Origin of the sequence: Pseudomonas cyclaminis (genome assembly GCF_015163715.1) — a bacterium.
GTDB classification, from domain to species: domain Bacteria; phylum Pseudomonadota; class Gammaproteobacteria; order Pseudomonadales; family Pseudomonadaceae; genus Aquipseudomonas; species Aquipseudomonas cyclaminis.
In genome coordinates, this window is record NZ_JADDUM010000069.1 from 21,325 (window position 1) to 40,675 (window position 19,351).

Genomic DNA, 19,351 nt, shown 5'->3' on the forward strand with positions numbered 1-19,351 from the left:
CTGGCCGGGCCAGATCAGGGGGATGCAGTATAAAAAGCTCAACCCAGTGATTTTCACTCTATAAATGGCAATATTCAGCGGGAATTCCCGGATAACGTCCATTGCACGGTGGGAGTATCGCACAGCGATGGTGCGTCCTTGCAGGCAAATGCCGTATGCGCTTACCACTCACGCGTCCACATCGGCGCCTGAAAGAACAGCCGGCGCGCCATTCGCAGGTTGATCTCGCCACGGTGAATCTCCAATGTCTGCTGGGCCCGACCGCCTTGCCCGGCCTGGATACGGGCAAATGCCTGGGCCTGGGCCTGCGCCTGGGACTGTTTGCCCATGCGGTGCTGCACCGGTGTCTTGAGGTGAGCGGCAGTGAAGTGGTCGTCCGGCCCGGTTTCGCGTGCATAGTGAAAATGCCCGTAGCACAGCGGCCGGCGCGTGTGCACGTCCATCACTACGTAGGCCTGCAGCCAATCTGTGGGGCTGCCGGCCAGCGCGACCCGCCCGCCTTGGCGCAAGATGCTCGCCTCATGATGGCTGACCAGTACGTCCAGGCCGGACTGCGTCGGCGGGCGGGACTTGATCGTATTCAGCCGCGCCTGCAAACCCTGCTCGGTCAGGCGGTCGGCATCGGCTCGCAACTCGGCGGCCACGGTCCTGGCCCGCGCCTGCTGGGTCGCGCTCAGGCGGGCCGGCTCACCCTGTTGCAAGCGTCGGTGAAGGGCATCGGCACACTGGCGTAATTTGCCCGCCCGCTGTTCCAGAATGTCCTGCAGCGACTGGGGTTCGTTGGCGGTACGTGCCATCTTCAACACTTCGCCAATCGCCTGCTCCACCGGCGCCCGCAACGCCTCGCCCCGTTGAATCAAGCGATTGAGATTGGGTAACGGCGCCGCCTGTGCCTGAGCCGCCGGGGTGACCGGCTCCCAGACCCCATCGGCAGCGTGAGTGAAGGAGGCGATCACGGCATCCTGGTTATCGAGCACTTCGGCCACCTCGACCGGCTGCTCGCCGGTTGTCTGCGTGATCCGGGCAACGTACAAGTCCTGGTTGCGTGTGCGGATGACTCTTTTTCGCGCCGCACGAGGGACCGGTGCAGGAGCAGGCGCAGCGGGCACCAGCGTCGCGGCCAACTCACGCTCGACCTCGGCGTGCAATTGAGTGAACAACCGCTGCAATTTTTCCAGGTAGACGAGGTGGAATTTGTCCGGCTCCATCGCCCGCCAGAATTCGATGCGGTCATCCGTCAGTGCGTAGGCACGGTTGAAACTCTCCAACAACTCGATACGCAATTGGGTGCTGTGGGGGGCCAATTCGTCCAGTTGCGCCTGGGAACTGCTGGCCCAGCGGGCGCGGTGAATGGTGTCGTCCAGGCTTTGGAAGAAGTCATCGTCCAACCTCGCACCTTCCGTATTGAGCGCCACCGCCCACAGGGTCGTCACCTGCAACGACTGCAACTCCAGTACCGTCGGGCCTGCCGGTTTGTTTGCCAGCAAGGCGCGGGCTTTGTCCGGCCCGTACTTGGGCACGCGCTCCAACGCCTGCAAGAAATTGAGTTCCTGAGTACGCCACTCGATGGCATCGCCATTGCTGTCCGCCAACTCGCGCATGCCCTTGTTCAACGCGAGGTGGGCCTGTTGATTGCTGTCCGACAAGGCCTCCTCTACGCTCTCGGACTCCACCTGCTTGAGCGCGGGCACCAAACGATGATTGATCGCGACCGTGGTTTCACGGGCCTGTTGCAGCAGTTGCCGCAGGTTGAGAACCAGCCCCTCAAGCGTGGTCGACAGTTCCCCTTCATAATTCGGTCGGGCCTTGAGGGCCTGTAAGTCCTTAAGGCACTGCAACTCCTGCCGTGAGGCATCCAGCTTATTGCGCAGCTCTTGGGCATAGCGGCTAGCCGCCGTGGCGCGCTGCTGCTCGGTGATGGCCGCTGTGCTGTGTTTGAGCTGGTAAGCCACCATCATGGCGCGGTTCGCAGCCTCCCGACGCTGGATGTACTGAAGGTAATCCCGCTCCAATTGCTGGTGACGCGACTCGGTATCCGGCAGCTTTGTCGGGGTATCAGCTTGCCCACCCAGCAGACGCAGGCGCAAATCCACATCCCAGACACCCGTGTCCAACAACCGCAGCCATGGGCCCAGTTCGCGGCCATCGGCACTGATGACCCGCACACTGTTGTCCCCGACCTGCACCCGATACACGTGGCCGCGCACGGGGACCTGCCACTGCGGCGGCTGCGCGGCGGCGTTGAACAACAGCCCATTGAGCCGCCCACCCACCTGCGCCCCGGGCAATCCTTCAGACACAGGCAATGCCCTGAGGCTCAGCCGTTCGAGACGGGCTCGCAGCGGCGGCGTGAGGGTGTCGCGTGCATTGCTCCAGCCTCCGGGCGAGCGCAAGGGCACATCGAGCGGGCCGCGTACCAGTGTGGTCGGAGCCTGCCTTGGCGGGGTCGGCTTGAACGCCGGGTGTTGCAGTTGCAGCGTAGGTGGCGATTCATGGGGCGAAACCCGATGCGCCAGAATCAGTACCAGGTTACTCAGCAGGTCCATGAGCCCCTGGGCCTGCGCGGCCGGCTCAGTGCTACTGATGGCCGGCACGTCTTGCTGGACACCGTCCATCACTTGAAGCATCCACCCCGCCAGCGCCACCGGCCCTCTGATAAACGGCAACAGGCTGTTGAACAGCAGCCAGCCGCCCTCTTTCAAGGTCGTCCAGCGCTGCTCGGCATTGGACACCGACTGCGCCTGCGCCAGGCTGACCAGCGCCTGGACCGTGGAGGCGAACACCTGAACCAAAGGGTCTGCGGCCAGCGGGTGTCTGCTGAGTGTGGCCGGCGCCGGACGCTCGGGGACACTGAACTCGTCGCCGGCGAGAAAGTGCCGTACATGGGGCTCCTGAAAACCACCATTGGCATACACCGCCTGGCGCGTCGGCGGCAGCCAGGCGAGCACAAGGTCCTGCAAGGGGCCCGACGTCTTTATCGCCTCGAACAGCGCCGCGCTGGATGAAAACTCGCGCAGGCTGGGGCTGAACAACGGCTGATAGAGCAACTGCGGCCCCTGCTCGGAACCCCGGGCGCCAATCATATACATATTCACCACGGTGTCCGCCGATGAGGAGGGCGTGGCCTTGAATGCCAACGGCCAGAACGCCGCCTCCGGTTGCTGCATCACCGCCGCTTGCACCAGGCGATACCCGGCCTCGGTCAAGCCATTCTCGCCCTTGATCTTCATCTGCACCGCCAGCAGCGGCAACTGCGCACGCACCTGCTGGATAAACAACGCTTCGCGGCGCGGCCGTTCGACAGGGTCGTCGCTCAGCGTTTGCTTGAGCAGCGCAGGGTACGCCTGACCGATATCCACTTCAGTCACGCAGCCCTTCAGCAAGGCCGCCGTAAGCCAGGCGGGCGCGCTGGCATCCTTGACGCTGATCGCCGACGGCACGTGGGGAAAACCACCCAGATTGGCCAAGGCCAGGTCCGTCAGGCTCAGGGTTTCCCGGTGCACCTCGCCGCTGGCAAAGCCGCCCGGCGTCATGGCCGCCGTCACGATCTGGTAGCTCAGCTCGATATCATCCGGCGCGATGCCGGTGGCCTTGGGCTCCTTGCGCAGGCAGCGCGTCAGGGCCTGAGCGGCGAAGGTCCGGATCGGGGCAATGCCGTCCAAAAAGGTCCGCCCGCCCGCCGAGGCCTGCGCCACGACCAGGGCCTGGAGCGCACGGGCGTAGGCCAGGCTGTCTGCCGCCGAGGCGTGGATCAGCCACAACGGCAGATGATCCTGTACCCGTTGTTGAAAGGGGGTCAGCGTTGACGCGAACCAGCGCCAAGGGTCCGTCACATGGTCGAGCAGCTGCTGGAACTGATCGGGTGAGCGCGGCACCGTACGGTCAATGGCCAGCACCTCCGTGCGCTGGCGTTCGGCATAACTGGCGGCCAGCGCATCGAACGGATCGCCCCAGGGTTCCTGGACAAACCATTCCAGCGCCTGACCGGCCTGATGCTGGCTCAGATAGTCGGGAATCAAGGCTTCGATGTCCGCCAGCCGCGTGAGCGGATGAAGGCCGGTCGCCGGACTGAACAGCAGCAACGTGCGCAACTCGGCGCCGAATAACCGGTGATCGAGGATCAACAGCGGCAGCATCTGCGGCGTCTGCACAGTGCCTTTGGGCCGCACGTGCAAGGTCTGGACCTGCAACGAAGCGCCGTGCAGGCTCCATTGCCGATCAGGACGACTGGCCCGCAGCGCCGCAGGTGGAAATACCCTGGCGAATTGCTGCGCATCCATGCCCGGCGGCTGCTGGCTGTCGTACAACAGCGCCAGCAGGTCATCGGACAGATAGGCCCAGCGAGTCGTGTCCACCGGCAGCGTTTCACGCCACCAGTCCTGCAGGTGTGCCAGCCAGTCCTCCAGCAGCGACGCCCCGAGTTGGTTGACGAGCTTTTCGATATCCGCCAATGGCGGGCCACCAGGCACATGGCTTTCACGTTGATGCACAAACACCTGATGGTAACCCTCGATATAACGCACCGGCCGTGTGCCGGTCAGACGCACCATGACCTCGTTGGCAAGGGGGCTGTAGTCGTACTGGTCAGCGTGCATCGGGGTGCCGATGGCGACGCGCCCGGCCAGCAGGTTGAGACTGGGGAAGCGTCGATTCAGAGTGGCTTGCACCTGCTTGATCGCGACTTCGCGCAGCGTCGCAGCGCCGGAAAACAGACGGACGATTTGCTCGATGTGGGCACGGCGCAATGAAGGTGTTTCGGGCATGGGGTGGTCTTCCTTATGACGACCTTGAAATAGGTCCGATAAACCCCGCACGTTAAGGAACACCGTCGCCCCGGCTGTGGTAGCCGGGTAGCGCCAGCCCCCCGACAAATTTCTCGGCCGCGCCAATCAGCGTCTAAGCTTCAAGCAAGTCCGATCAATCTGCCGGGATGGATCAATCGACTATGGGCGCTTTATGGCAAACCGATTCGACCAAGACTGCGGCTCCCACCGACAGCCTGGATGAACAGCCATTGCCACGACGCCCCCGCAAGCAGTTGTATCGGTGGCGAATGGTGTGGCTGCTGCTGGTGATCGCGCTGATCGCTGCGGGTTACGCCGCCCAGCGTGAAATGCGCACGTCGCACTGGCAGGCGCAGAAACTGAGTCACCTGGCCGCGACGCTGGGCTACACGCTGGAGCCCGGCCCCAGCGATGCCATGGTCTATCCCGGTGACGGCCCCTTCGACAAACGCCTGGGTTACAGCGACCTGGATGAGTTTCTGCCGCGCCTGCTCAAGCGCAATTACCTGATTCAAAGCCAGGTACGGTTTTCTGCGCCGTTGATGGCGTACACCGAGCGCGGCCTGTTCGTGCCCTATGCCGAAAAGATCCAGGCAGGCCTTTCGATCAACGACTGCCGGGCCGAGCCGCTGTACCACTTCACGTATCCACAACAGTCATATCAGGACTTCGCCGCGATTCCGCCGGTGGTGGTCAACAGCCTGTTGTTTATCGAAAACCGCGAGCTGCTCGACCCCGCGCAACCTGAGGCCAACCCGGCGGTGGACTGGCCGCGTTTCGCCAAGGCAGCCTGGTCACAAATAGCCAAGCTGCTGCATGTGCCGGGGCAGACGGCCGGCGGCAGCACCCTGGCCACCCAGTTGGAAAAATACCGCCACTCGCCCGACGGCCTGACGTGTCCGGCGGCGAGAAATTGCGCCAGATGTTTTCCGCCAGCGTGCGCGCATACCAAGACGGCCCGCAGACCTTGCCGGCACGCCAGAACATCGTGCGCGACTACCTCAACAGCGTGCCGTTGTCCGCCGTGCCCGGCCACGGCGAAGTGCACGGCATGGCCGAAGGACTGCGGGTGTGGTACGGCGCCGATTTCAACCGCACCAACGCGCTGCTCGCCGACAACTCCGCGCAACACCTCACGCAAAAAGGCCTGGCGCTGCGCGAGGTGTTGTCCTTGATGATCGCCCAGCGCCGGCCGTCGCATTACCTGTCCAGGGGCCAGGCCGAGCTGGAAACCCTGACCGACAGTCATATACGCCTGCTGATGCAGAACAATGTCCTCGAACCGGCCTTGGCCGATGCGGCCCTGGCCAGCCGTGTGAGTTATCGCGACTGGCAGCAGCAACCGACGATTCAACCGATAGAAACCAACAAAGGCATCAGCGTCGCCCGCAGTCGCCTGGCCGCCCTGCTCAACCGCCCGCTGTACGACCTGGACCGCCTTGACCTGTCAGCCACCACGACCTTGCAGGACGATCTGCAAAACCAGGCCACGGCCTACCTCAAGCAATTGGCGCAGCCTGCCTTTGCCGGGCAGATCGGCCTGCTCGGCCCGCGCCTGCTGACGCCCGCCAGCACGGCCCAAGTGCGCTACAGCTTCACCCTCTATGAGATGACCGCCGACGGCGCACGGGTGCGGGTACAAACTGACAACACCGACCAACCCTTCGACATCAACGAAGGCAGCAAGCTGGAACTGGGCTCCACCGCCAAGCTGCGGGTACTCACCACCTACCTGCAAATCATCAGCGAGCTGCACGACCGTTATGCCGACCAGAGCCCCGCCGCGCTGAAAACCGTCAGCGTCGACGAGCAGGATCGCCTGTCGCGCTGGGCCGTGGATTACCTGGCGCAAAACAGCGACCGCAGCCTGCCGAAGATGCTCGATGCGGCGCTCAACCGGCAGTATTCGGCCAGTCCCGGCGAGCGTTTTTTTACCGGCGGCGGCCTGCATCACTTCAATAACTTTCGCAACGAAGACAACGGCCGCAACCCCACCTTGCGGGAGGCCCTGCGTGAGTCGATCAACCTGCCGTTCATTCGCCTGATGCGTGACCTGGTGCGCTACAGCACCTATCAAGGCCCCAACAACAGCGCCGAACTGCTCAAGGATGACAACGACCCGCGTCGCCAGGAATACCTGGCCCAGTTCGCCGACCGCGAGGGCACCACCTTCCTGCTGCGGTTCTGGAAGCGCTACCGCAACAAAGACACCCAGGCCCGCCTCGACACCTTCCTCGACAGCATGCACCCCACCGCCATGCGCCTGGCGGCAGTGCACCGTTACCTGCTGCCACAGGCCAACCAGGACAGCTTCAACCGTTTCGTGCGGGCGCACTTGCCCACCAAAGCCCCGGAAAAACTCACCGACGAACGCCTGGCCAAGCTCTACAACGACTATGGCCCCGGCGCCTACGACCTGCCGGACCAAGGCTATATCGCCAAGGTCCATCCGCTGGAATTGTGGCTGCTGGGGTACCTGCTCAACCACCCCGACGCCACCTTCACCCAGGCCGTCGCCGCCAGCGAGCACGAACGCCAGGAAGTCTATGGCTGGTTGTTCAAGAGCCGCCACAAGAGCGCCCGCGACAGCCGCATCCGCACCATGCTGGAGATTGAAGCCTTCCTCGATATTCATCAACGCTGGCAGGCTGTTGGCTACCCGTTCGATCACCTGGTGCCGTCCCTGGCCACGGCCATCGGCAGCTCGGGCGACCGCCCGGCGGCCCTGGCGGAACTGGTCGGGATCATTCTCAATGACGGCGTGCGCGAGCCGACCGTGCGTATCGACAGCCTGCATTTTGCTGCGCAAACCCCGTATGAAACGCGCCTGGTCAACAACCCGGACCGGGGCAAGCGGGTCATGCCCAGTGAAGTCGCCAGCGCCCTGCGCGAGGCCTTGTCCCAAGTGGTGGACGCCGGTACCGCCAAGCGTGTGGCCGGCAGCTTCAAACTGGCTGACGGCACGCCCCTGGCCATGGGCGGCAAGACCGGCACCGGCGACAACCGCATCGAAGCCATCGGCGCCGGCGGGCGCATCCTCAGCTCCAAGGCGATCAACCGCACTGCCACCTTTGTGTTCTATATCGGTGACCGCCATTTCGGCACGCTGACCGCGTTCGTCCCCGGCGCCTCGGCCCAAGGCTTCACCTTCACTTCGGCGTTGCCGGTGCAAGTACTCAAGGGCATGGCGCCGCTGCTCACCCCCTATTTGCAGCCCGGTAGCCGGACGCTGTGCCTGCCAGGGGGCGCTCCCGCTACGTTGAGTGCACAGCGCCAATGAACCGCCCGGTCTTATTGCGCAAGGGTGTCAGTTATATAGATTTTGCATTCGAACACCCAATAGCCAGCACACTTCAACCCCCACTCAGCGGCACTATGGTGAACGTTTGGTGTGAACGTCGGCGGATAGGCTAAGCACTCGAGCCACTTAACGAGTTGACCTTAATGCCGATACGCTCACTGCCTTCGAGCACGCCTGCGCGCGCCTATAAAGGCCCGCACTATGACTTGATCAAACGAACCCTCCCGGACTGGCTCTCCACGGCCTCACTGGCCCGAGCCCATCAGATGAGTGCCGCCGACCTTTCTCGGCTGCCCGATTACACCCGCGCCACACCGGCACAGCACCAGGCCCTGCAGACGGCCAATGCCGACGGCTGGCGTGCGCAGAACGCGGTGGACCGACAACTGCGCGACGTACAGGACGTGTACGCCTTTGCCGAACCCCTGCTGAAAAAAGCCCTCCTGGACACGTACCGCCTCGACCTGGACGTCAACGCAACGTTTCTGAACCTGTATATCGCCAAGCAACTGCCCTGGTACGCCCACAGTTTTTCCAAGGGTGTGACCAGCCGCAAGGTGTCATTGCTTGACGCAGCCTTGCATAACTTTGCCGCCGGCGAATCCTTCGAAAGCGACTCCAGCTACATCACCCGCCCCGACCACCGTGGCCACTTCCAACCCCTGGCGTTGAGCAACACGATGTCCATTCCACAGTTCAAGGCCTTGTGCCGTGAACTGGACCTCGGCGCACGCTACCAGCAACACCTGAACGACTACTTGCTGCCGGCGGATCTTGGCGCCCGCAGCACCTTGAAAAACCAGGTCATCGCCAGCCAGAAAGCCGCGCTCAGGGCCGCAGCGGAACTGGCGTGTCTGCACACCGCCGGGCAACCGATGCCGCCACTGAGCAAAGCGGCCTACCACGTGTTGATGCGCACGCTGCGCGGCGAACGGGGCGTGATGCAGTTTTATCAACTGCATATCCTGGATGCTTCATTGAGCGGCATCCTGCTGATCGCCGCTGATCTGGATCGGGTTTCCAGCGTATCGAAACTGATCGCCTACATCCCCCATGACCCCGAGAGCCCTCTCAAGGAGTACAGCTCCAGCGTGGCGTTCATGCTCGACCTGACGCGCAAACTGCAAACCAATGCACCGATAGCGTCCCGCCAGGGGCAAACCTACCAACAGTTCTTCAGCCAGTTTGTCGACCATGGTCAACGTGGGCACTTCTTTGCCGGGCTCAACCAGCGCCTGTCCAACGTGCAGTGGCACCTGGCGCAGCCACTGGACCCGCGCCCTCAGTGGCGGGAAGCGCCGCTGGACAATCCCAACCTGCGCTTCTCCTCCCCCGCCATCGAGGGTGATCTATGGGAGTACCGCTACCAGCAATCCTTCAACAAGATATTCAACGACGCACGCAGCATCGCGGTGCCTACGGCTGACGCCGACAAAGCAGAGCGCTGGGCCTGGTGGGATAACTTCACAAAAATCCTTTCGGACATGTTCAATGTCGCGCTGCTGGTCGTCACACCGTTCGTGCCCTTCCTCGGCGAGTTGATGCTGGCGTACACCGCCTACCAGCTGACCAGCGATGTGATCGAAGGCCTGGTGGACCTGGCCGAAGGGCAGGTGATAGAAGCCGCCGAACACCTCGTCACGGTGACCACCGATGCGATCCAGCTGGCACTTTTCGCCGTCGGTGGAGAAGTCGCGAGCACCTTCAGACGCTCGCTGTTCGTCGATAATTTGCGTGCGGTTGAAGTCGGCGGGCGCCAGCGCCTGTGGAACCCGGACCTGGCGCCTTATGCCCACGACAACCTGCAACTGGCGAGCGACTCACAGCCCGATGAACTTGGCCTGCATACGCACCAGAACCAGAAAGTCCTGTCGCTGGATAACCGCCATTACATCGTCGAACATGACGCCAACCCCCCTACCCACCGCATCAAGCACCCTACCCGTCCCGATGCCTATTCACCCAGCATCGACCATCACACCAGCGGCGCCTGGACCCATGAAGGCGAGGCCCCTGACACCTGGGACAGCGAGACGCTACGCCGGCGCCTCGGGCCTGCGGTGGAGGGGCTCAGCGCCGCCCAACTCGAACAGGCCTGCCAGACCAGCGGCACCCACGACGGCGCCTTGCGCATGATGTACGCCCAGCGCGACAGTCTCCCGCCGCTGTTGGCCGACAGCCTCAAGCGGATAAAGCTGCACCAGCAACTCGAGGGCGCCCCGCAGCAGGTTCGCACCGGGTCCAGGACGGACCTGCCGACCAACTGGGCGGTGCAAACCACCACTGAGCTTCAGGGTTGGCCATCAAACAAAGCCATCCAGGTGTTCCTCAACAGCGACTTGACCGGCCACGCCATGGTCTACGGCGCCACGGATACCACCGAGGCCAACACCCTGCGCCTCAGCCATCAGGCGGTGGAAGCCGGCCAGTGGCCCGAACAGCTCATCGCTTTCCTCAGCGAACCCGAGCGGACGGCCCTGCTTGCAACGCCGCAAGGGCAAAGCCTGCCCGAACACGTCCAGGCACTGCGCAAGCACCTGGCCAACGCGTTGGTGCAGCAGAACACGGCGGTGTTCAACCATCTCTACAGCACCCGCGAAGCGCTCAACACCCCCCAGGGCCAACTGATTCAACAGCAGTTCCCGCAACTGCCCAAAGACCTGGTGACCACCCTGCTGCTGCGCACCTCGCCCCGAGAGCTGAGCGTGATGAACCGTGAACAGCGCATCCCCCTGCGCCTGAAAAACCTGGCCCGGGAACTGGCCAACGAAGTCCGCGCCAGCCATGCCAGTGAAGGCTTCTACCACGACGCCCTGCTGACCCCGGACACCGAGCGCATGGCCCTCAATATCGTGCGCCTGCACACCGATGCCTTGGGCGACTTGAACATTACCATTCACGAACAGACGCCCAGCGGCAGCGTACGTTGCCAGGTGGGGCCGGACGACGCGGGCACAAAAAAGATCCTTTTGTATAAGGGTCAGGGGCGTTACCAACTCGAGGGGGCGGCGCTTTCATCGCCCCAGCTGTCGTATGACTTTTATGAGGCGTTATTGCGCATTGTCCCGCCGGACACGCTCGACTACCGGCCCGGTCAAGGCGAGCGTTTCAAGGCATGGCTCAAGGCGCAACTCGCACCACCGGCCGAACGCCGCAGCGTGATCGCGGACGCCCCCCTGCCACCAGCGGACCCGCACACCACACAGCGCCTGTTGCAAAAACCGATGTTCGGCGCCTTCCGCCGCTGGATCCTCAGGCAACCGCCCCGGCCGCCCCGCCCCAGGGAAACCCTGAGCACGCTGTGCCCGCGGTTGAGCGAGGCGCAGATACAAGAGGTCTTGCCTTACCTCGAAACCCCGGAAGGTGAACAAGTGCTGAACCAGCTGAAAGCCGACAAGGCGCTGTTGCACGAGGACCTGCAGACCTTTCGGAAAAAACCCCTGACCAGCGCCGGGGCAGGCAGCCCGGCCGCGCTGAATGAGGTGCACATGCGCAGCAATTTGATCACGGCATTGGCCACCTGCTGGGAAGACGGAGCCTACCTGCGCCTGCTCCCCTCCAGGTCCAGCCCTCGCGGCACCCTGCTGGACTTGCGCGGCTTGACCCTGGGCCGCTACATCCTGCGCCTTGAGCCGCTGCGGGCAGACTTCAAGCATGTGACCCGACTGGACATCAACGGTACGCGGCTGGGGGATCCGGACCTGCCGTTTCTCGATAACTTCCCCCACCTGCGCACCCTGGACCTGGCAGACAACAACCTGCTCGCCATCCCTGCCGCGTTGGCGAACATGAAAAGCCTGACCGCACTGAACCTGAGCCACAACCCGATCAAGTGGGTGGCCCACGACTATCAAATGCTTGAACGCATGCCGCAGCTTCGCTCCCTGAACCTGGCGGGCCATAGCCACCTGGAGGTCGCGCCGGATCTCAGCCGGTTGCCCGAGTTGCGTCGGTTGTCGCTGTACGCCACGCGCATTACCCAGTGGCCGCCGGGCCTGGAGAGCCCAAGGCGCGCCCTGCTGGAGCTGGACTTGAGAAACACCCGGATCAACAGCATTCCCAAGTTCCCGCCCGACGCACAGGCCGCCGAAACCGTGGCCAACAGTTGGCTGAATATGGCCAAGCTGACCTTCGAGGATGAACAGCGGTTTGTCGCTTATCGCCGCGCCTTGGGGTTCGACCCTTATCGCACCGCACCACGAGGCGGCAGCACCGACAGCGAGTACTGGATGGCTTACCTGTCGCCGCAACAGCGCAGGCTGGCACAGAAAGTGTGGGATGAAATCGAAGCGGAGCACGGCTCCCAGGGCCTGTTCGAGATGTTCCGGCTGTTGCAACCGCCCGAAGGATTCCAGACCGATGTCGACGAGCAGCTGTTTCGACAAGGCCGCCAGGACCTCTGCGAACGCGTCTGGCAGGTGTTGTTCAACGCCTATGAGAACCCGGCGTTTCTGGACCGCATATTCAGCCTGGCGGGTGCTCCGGCGCTGTGCGCGGACGCCGGCGCCCATACGTTCAACCGCATCGGTGTGGAGACCTTGCTGGAAGTCATCCGGACTGACAACAGCCCGTTGCTCGAACGGCACTTGGTAACCCTGGCCAAACAGGCGTGGCACCTGGACCAGGTCAACCAGTTGGCCCGCAAAGAGATCCGGCATCGCGTCGCGCCAAAGAGCGAGGGCGGGTTGGACCAGGCATTCGGCAGCGGCGAAAACCAGGTCGACGATGTGCAGGTGTACCTCGCCTACCAGACCGGGCTCAAGCGGCGTCTCGACCTGCCGTGGCTGTCCGAACACATGGTGTACCGCAACACCGCCAGGGTGACCCAGGCCCACCTCGACAGCGCGCTGCGCAGCATCATGGAGCTGTCCCAAGGCGACGGCCTGGTGGATGGCCTGCTGGAGCAACCATTCTGGTACAGCTACCTGCAGGACACTCACTTGGACGCCTTCACCGCGCAAGCCGAGCAGCGCGCCCACGCCGGCAGCCAGCTGGATGACTTGCAGGACGCCCACCGAGAGTGGATCAGTGACCAGGTGACGCCTGAACGCAAGGCGCACTTGCGCGAACAGCTCATCGCATTGGCCGATGAGCTGGTGATCCCCCATAGCGTGGTGCTGGACGATGCGCCCTTGTCGGATGCGACGGTGATGAGGCTCTACCGGAACATCGAGGATGAGTACAAGGAACTGGCCCGCCGCTTGACGCGCCAAGCCCTGCTCGACGCACACGAATAGCCCCCGCGCCTTCACCTCCACTGCCGGCTAAATACCGGCAGTGCTGCTGCGGTCACGGTGCGAGAAAGTCAAACACCAGGTGCACCGTGCCGTAGTACTCGCCGCCCCGATAACCGCCGTCGGGCTTGATGGCCGCAATATCCAGTTCCGCCCGCCGGCCCGCGCTGGCCTCCATGGCGTTGACCACTTCGACGGCGTCCAGGGTCAGCGGGACCCGGTTGAACAGCACCTGCAAGTCGATCCGGTTACGACCGTTGAACAGGTAGGGCTCTGCGCCCAGCCGGGCCGCGATGCCGCCATTGAGGTTCTTGACGTCGAAGTTCTTGCGCAGGCGGCTCAACTCGGAGGTCACCAGGTTCCAGGCCAGCAGTTGATCCTGGCCCATCCAGTCCGGCTCCGACGGCAGTACATAGGCCTCATGTACGGGAATGGTCACCGAGACTTCAAAGGAGTGCCGTTCCTGGATCGCCAAGGCGCTGGTACTCGCCAGTGCCAGGGCGATCAGCCCGTTGAGAATTACCCATTGCTTGACCATCATGCTCACCCGTTGCTGTTGACTGTCATCGGTTTTTTGACCATCCCTTCAACCAGTTGAAAGCTATAGCGACGGCCCGGTTTTTTCTCGAACGTCAACTGCCGCCCTGGCAGGATATGGTGCTTGGTGGTGGGTACACAGTCGGTGGCTTTCTGCGTCGCGCAATCGTTGAACTCGTCGAGCACTACCACGCTGTTACCGGCGTTGCGCAGTTGGTATTGCTGGTCCGTCTCGTTGACCCGGGTTTCGAAACGCGTGTCTTTGGGGCGCACGAAGAAAATCGTGCCGTAGCCGGCCATTACGTTGATCCCGGCAGCCAGGTGGTCCTTGTATTCGGCCCGTTCTTCGTCGGTGATGGCGAAGTTATCGTCCTTTTCCGGTACCACGGGGATAAAGCGCAGGCGGAAGTAACGTTCCTTGTCCCGTGGGCCCATGTACAGCAAGCGGGTGCCCTGGCGTCCGTTCACCGGCACGATCAGGCGCGCCGGGCTGGCCATCAGGCCGTCACGGCTGGAGGTGCCGCCCTTGTCATCGGTGAGCGACGCGACGGGCACCTCGCGGGTGCTGCCATCTTCGTTGTAGAGGATTTCCAGCACATTGACCTTGATGAACGCGGTGCTGGTGCCGCCGTTGAATACACGCTTTAGGTAAGAGCTGCGATCACCTTCCAGGTAGTCGTACACCACTCCAACGTTGATCAACGGCCCGGCGTGGGCCGTCAACGACATCAGGCACAACCCGATCCATAACACTGCATGCTTCATGTTCACTACCGCCTCATTAAGATTGAATACGGCGGGGCTGGCCCGCCGGTGTTGCAGGGCCGGCCTAAATCTCGGAATCCCAGACCACCGTCGCTACGCCTGAATAGGTGCTGCCCGGCTGCGCGAGCATGTCGCGCATGTCGTCCCTGAGTACCTCGAAGTGCAGGGTGCCGGGCCGGTTATTGACGTAGAACAGTGGCTGGAACAACTCGGTGCCGGCGCCATCCAGCCGCAAGGGGCGCCTGATCACCGCCTGGTCGCCGCGACCGTCTATGCCGCTGGGCAGGGTCACGGCGATCTGCACCGGCACCTCATCACCCGCAGCGTTGCGCAGGCCACAGGTGTTATTCATGGCAATCGAGCACTCCAACTGCATCTTGAAACGCGAACTGGCGGCGATCTGGAACGTCTGGTCGCGGTACAGCCGCGCCGGGGTGCGTCCGCGGTTCAGCCAGGCTTGCCAGCCACCTTCGGGGAGCAACTCGATACGGTTGCCGCCCGGCGGGATGTCCACCTTGAGTTCGTGCTCCACGCTCAGGATGAAGTTGAAGGTGATGGCGTTTTTATTGGGGATGATGACGTCGCCAAAGTCATAATCACCACCCGGGCCCATGCTGTAGGTGATGCTGCCGGTGTATTGGCCACTGGACATTCCCAATGGGTTGGGGGTTCTGAGCTCATAGGCGTATTCCATGGTGGCGATCCGCATATAGCTCAGGTCATGGGAAGGTTGACGAGCACAAGCGCCCACCCCTTCAGGTGTCAGCCAGAACCAGGACGCGGCAGCAACCCCGGCAGCAAGATGACCAGTCCGTCGACAGCCGCCTGGTGGATTAAGCCATTGGCTCTGCCAACTGAATCCAGGCTTGGCCCAGGTCGATACGCCTGGCGGTCGGGGAATGAACCACGTCGAACCGATGCCCGCGATGCGTAGTTGCACGGTCTCGACTTCCCCGGTGGCAGTGTGGGTCACTTGCAGGTCACGCCAGTCCGAAGGCACCTTGACCATGAAGCCTTTACGCTCATCCTCGTGGTTGGCAAGGATGGGCTGGTTGGAATCCGCCCTGAGGTCGTTATCCCTGAGGCTGAAAATCCCCAACGCCCGGCACTGGGTAGGAATATGCGCCGCACAAATCGAGCTGATCGGCGTGGTGTTTTCGAAGTTGTTCTTCATCGGGTTGGCCGGGTCGGGCCGAAACCGCGCAGTGATCTGCTCGTCCGCCAGTGAAGCGCTGGCGCTGAACAACAGCGCTGCGCCCACGGCCAAGACCAAGGTGTTTAAGGACTTCATCGTGAGGATTCTCGTCATGGCACTCAACCGGCGGTCTGAGTGCTGGAAGTGTTTTCGGCCAATGTGTCCGGCGTGCAGCGCAGGTCACCGATCATCAACACGTCGTTTTCATTGGCCGCAGTGGCGGGATCCAGGCGGAACTGGCACAGCAACTGGTTCTGGTAGCGCACCTCCAGGGTGGGCGCGCTGGCGCTCATTTCCATCGAGAAGAACCCATCCACTTCGCTGACCCCACGGCTGGCGTGGTTGATCACGTGGTGCCCCCTGAGCGGTTGGCCCTGGGCATCCAGCAAGCGCCCGAGCACGCTGACGGTTTTCATCACGGTGATCTTGCGGTAGTCCACTCCCCCCTTGTTCAGGTGATAGGTGGTGCGCGCCGGCTGAATGTTCGCGGCCGGTGGATGGTTACCGTCAAAGTCGAAATTGACGGTGCTGCTCTTGTAGGCCGACACCGGTACGAAGTTGCGCCCCGGCCGCAGGATCGCGCCGCCGCCACTGAAGTCATCGGCACGCAGGGCAATGCTGTCCAGGTCGCTCTCGACATCGATGATCATGCCCGCGCCGTTACCGTGGTATTGGCTGGTCAGCAACACCTTGTCGGCACCGGCCACAAACGTGCTGTGCAGGTTCATGCCGCCGGTGAAGTTGCCGTTGTACGAGCTGCGCTGGACGAAGCCGTCACCGCTGACAACATCGGTGTCGAAGCTGGCCATGCTCGACAGGCCCACGCCATAGGTGTCGGTGATTGCCGTGGCCGAGACGCTTTGCAGCAGGTGGTCGGTGAGGTCCTGGCGATAGGTGATCGAGGCATTGTTGTCGCGGCCACCGTCACGGGCGGTGCGCGTGCCGATGCTGCCGGAAATCTGCCGGCCATCGTTGCCCAGGGCCAGGCTCAGGCTGAGGTCGACACCGCGGTTGCGCTCGTTACCGGTGCCCGAGCTTGCGGGGCGGTCGAACACCGAGAATCGCCAGTTGGCGTCGCTGCCCATGAGCGTGTCGCGGCGGCTCCAGCCCAGGTCAACCCCGGCACCTTGCGCGTTACCTTCACTGTGGGAGACACGCACGTTCCAGGAATTATTGGCATCGACGCGGTGGTTCACCGACAGCGCCGAATTGCTGGTTTCCCCCACGAATGTATTGCGCCGCAGGCGGGTGCCGTCCGGCAGGGTTTCGTAGGTGTCGCGGGTGTCGAGCCAGCTGCGGTTGTGGCTGAACACCAGGTTGGTGGCGCCGAACGTATAGAGCCCTTGCAGGTCCATGCCGGTGCCGTGCTCGCGGGTTTGATAGAGGTTGGCGTAAAGGCTGGTGTTGTTGGCCACCGTCCAGTCCACCGACCCGCCGTACTGCAGTTGCTCGCGCACCTCGCGGGCGGTGAGGCCAAGAATCACCCGTGGGTGCAGCAGGTAGTTGACGGAGGCACCGGCAGTCATCGCCCCGGACGCCTGTTCGTCCCAGTTGCTGAACAACTTGGTTTCACGCCCGGCAAACACGTTGTAGCGCCAGCGGTCATCGGCGTTGCGCCAGTTGCTGGGTTTGTAGACTAATTCCTGGGTGGTGCTGACGGTCAGGCCATCTTCCACCAGGCGTACTTCCACTTCATAAATCCCGCCGGGCAGCGGGCGCGTGTCCAGGGTCTGCAAACCGGCAGCCACCGCCTGGGTGTTGATCAGCAGGCCATTGCGGTAAATCTCCACGGCGGCCTGGCGATTGGCGGTGACGTAGATCGGGTAAACGCTGGCCTTGGCATTATTGATGGCCAGGCTGTCGGAGCTGCCGTACATGACGCCCAGCGCCGTATCGGGGCTGGCGCCAAAGCTGCGCAACTGACGTGTCAGGCCATCGGAATTGGGGGTGAAATGCCCCAGGCGCAGAAACTGGCCTTCCAGTTCACGCTGGGTATACAGCTCATGGATCGCGTGGCGCAGTTGCTCTTCGTCACCGCTCTGGCGGGCCAACTGCAGGTTGAATACCTGGGTCCAATTACCCAGGCTGGCACTGGCCTGCAAACCATAACGCCCGCCCAGGTCTTCGTCCTGGCCGCCGCTGAGGTTGAGCTGGTTGTTGATGATCAAACCACGGCTACCGCCTTCGGGCTGCTGGTAGTAACGCGGCGCATCATCGGCGTGCTCGACGTTCTGGGTGATGATCGACAACTGCGAGCTTTCCAGGTTGTAGTGCATCGACACCAACTGCTGCGGGCATGACTGGGTACACGCGCCCAGGGGCAGGCCCTTTTCCAGCAAACCTTGCCAGGTGTCACGGATCGCGGCGGGCACCTTGCTGTCGCCCGACTCGGTGAACTCAAGCAGCGTCACCAGCTCATCCCGGGACAGGACAATCAGCGCCTCTCCCAGAAATTTCTGATCAAGATCGACCCGCACGGCCAGTGGCACATCAAAGAAATGGTCGACAAACCCTGCCGGCAACCCCTGGGACTGGGTCAGCAAGTTGGCGGGCGTCACGGCGATGGGTGTCGGCGCAGCCAAGGCACTCGTACAAATCACTAGCGCAAGCGCAACCGCGATGGGCGTCATCGGGAACATGAAAGCAATACTCTGAGAGCCAAGAGACAAAGTGAAAAACAGGCCGGACTCCCGGGGACAGAAGTCCGGCCTGAGCGCCAATGCCCGAGAGCGCGAGGCTCAGCGGGCACTCACGCCATTAGAGAGCAGGCGTTGGCAGTACGGCGTCGAACACCAGCGCCACGGCGGAGGTGTAGGCACCGCGCTGGGTCGCCGTAGGCTTGGCGGCCGCGATACGCAGTTGAGCGCCGACGCCTGGGGTCGAATCAGCCTCGTTCACTACTTCCTTTGGCGTGCCGTTCAGCTCCACACCATGCAGGGTGGTGGTCAGCGGGATGTTTTGCGCAGGGACACCGTTGAACAACACGGCCGGGCCACCTTCGATGTAAGCGTGGACCGAGCCGTTGGTGTTCTTCAGGTCGTAGATGGCGGTCAACGGTGCCAGCTCGCCACTCACCAGGTTGTAGCTCATGGTTTCGTCCCGACCGAAGTTGGGATCACGTGGCTGAGCATGGAACACCGTAGTCGGGATGTTGGCCGTGATGTTGACGGTGTGGTTGGCTTCACCGGCTGCGAATGCAACCGACGAACTCAGTGCCAAAACGGCCAGGGGGGCAGCAATCACAAACTTCTTGAACATGGTGGATACCTGTTTCTTGGGTATTTGATTAACCACCACAAGTTGAACTTGGCGTTGACACACAAGACCAACTTGCAATGAGAGTCATGACTGCCCGCAAGGGGTCAGCACAACACCCAGGCATGATCCAGCGCTTTCAATTTCAAATATGCCAGCAACTTCCCATAACTACGTAGCCCTTACACTACGCGGCTCGCGTGAATTTTATGGCAATTTGCCAAAACTTTAAAAGCATCCGTAAGATTTGTACTACACAACTACCCAACACTAAAAACAA

The 19,351-nt window shown here is 62.6% G+C and carries 7 protein-coding genes and 1 pseudogene; 2 read left to right on the forward strand and 6 right to left on the reverse strand.

Features of this window, described 5'->3' with window-relative positions; translation table 11 throughout:
• Window positions 1–161 precede the first annotated feature (161 nt).
• Window positions 162–4,763: a hypothetical protein gene (locus tag IQK56_RS10845; RefSeq protein WP_193862633.1), complete on the reverse strand. Its 4,602-nt coding sequence runs from the start codon at window positions 4,761–4,763 to the stop codon at window positions 162–164.
• A 182-nt stretch (window positions 4,764–4,945) separates the two neighbouring features.
• On the opposite strand from IQK56_RS10845, the pseudogene IQK56_RS10850 reads away from it, so the two are divergent.
• Both IQK56_RS10850 and IQK56_RS10855 read left to right on the forward strand, forming a co-directional pair.
• Window positions 4,946–8,064: pseudogene (locus IQK56_RS10850) on the forward strand (transglycosylase domain-containing protein).
• 164 nt (window positions 8,065–8,228) lie between these two features.
• The gene (locus IQK56_RS10855) at window positions 8,229–13,322 is read left to right on the forward strand and encodes an NEL-type E3 ubiquitin ligase domain-containing protein (RefSeq protein WP_193862636.1); all 5,094 of its coding nucleotides are present in this window, start codon (window positions 8,229–8,231) and stop codon (window positions 13,320–13,322) included.
• 52 nt (window positions 13,323–13,374) lie between these two features.
• Here IQK56_RS10855 and IQK56_RS10860 read toward each other — a convergent pair whose 3' ends face one another.
• From IQK56_RS10860 to IQK56_RS10880, 5 genes are all read right to left on the reverse strand, one after another.
• A complete protein-coding gene (locus IQK56_RS10860) occupies window positions 13,375–13,857 on the reverse strand; it encodes a CS1 type fimbrial major subunit (protein WP_150674886.1) in 483 nt (160 codons plus the stop codon).
• A gap of 5 nt (window positions 13,858–13,862) precedes the next feature.
• On the reverse strand, window positions 13,863–14,621 hold the full coding sequence (locus tag IQK56_RS10865; RefSeq protein WP_150674862.1) for a molecular chaperone: 759 nt from the start codon (window positions 14,619–14,621) through the stop codon (window positions 13,863–13,865).
• Between the two features lie 64 nt (window positions 14,622–14,685).
• Complete coding sequence (locus tag IQK56_RS10870) at window positions 14,686–15,912, reverse strand: hypothetical protein (protein ID WP_150760511.1); 1,227 nt, start codon at window positions 15,910–15,912, stop codon at window positions 14,686–14,688.
• A 23-nt stretch (window positions 15,913–15,935) separates the two neighbouring features.
• On the reverse strand, window positions 15,936–18,455 hold the full coding sequence (locus IQK56_RS10875; RefSeq protein ID WP_150760510.1) for a TcfC E-set like domain-containing protein: 2,520 nt from the start codon (window positions 18,453–18,455) through the stop codon (window positions 15,936–15,938).
• Window positions 18,456–18,573: 118 nt separating this feature from the next.
• Window positions 18,574–19,074 (reverse strand): CS1 type fimbrial major subunit, encoded by a 501-nt coding sequence (locus tag IQK56_RS10880; RefSeq protein ID WP_150674865.1) that lies wholly within the window; start codon window positions 19,072–19,074, stop codon window positions 18,574–18,576.
• Window positions 19,075–19,351: the final 277 nt, after the last annotated feature.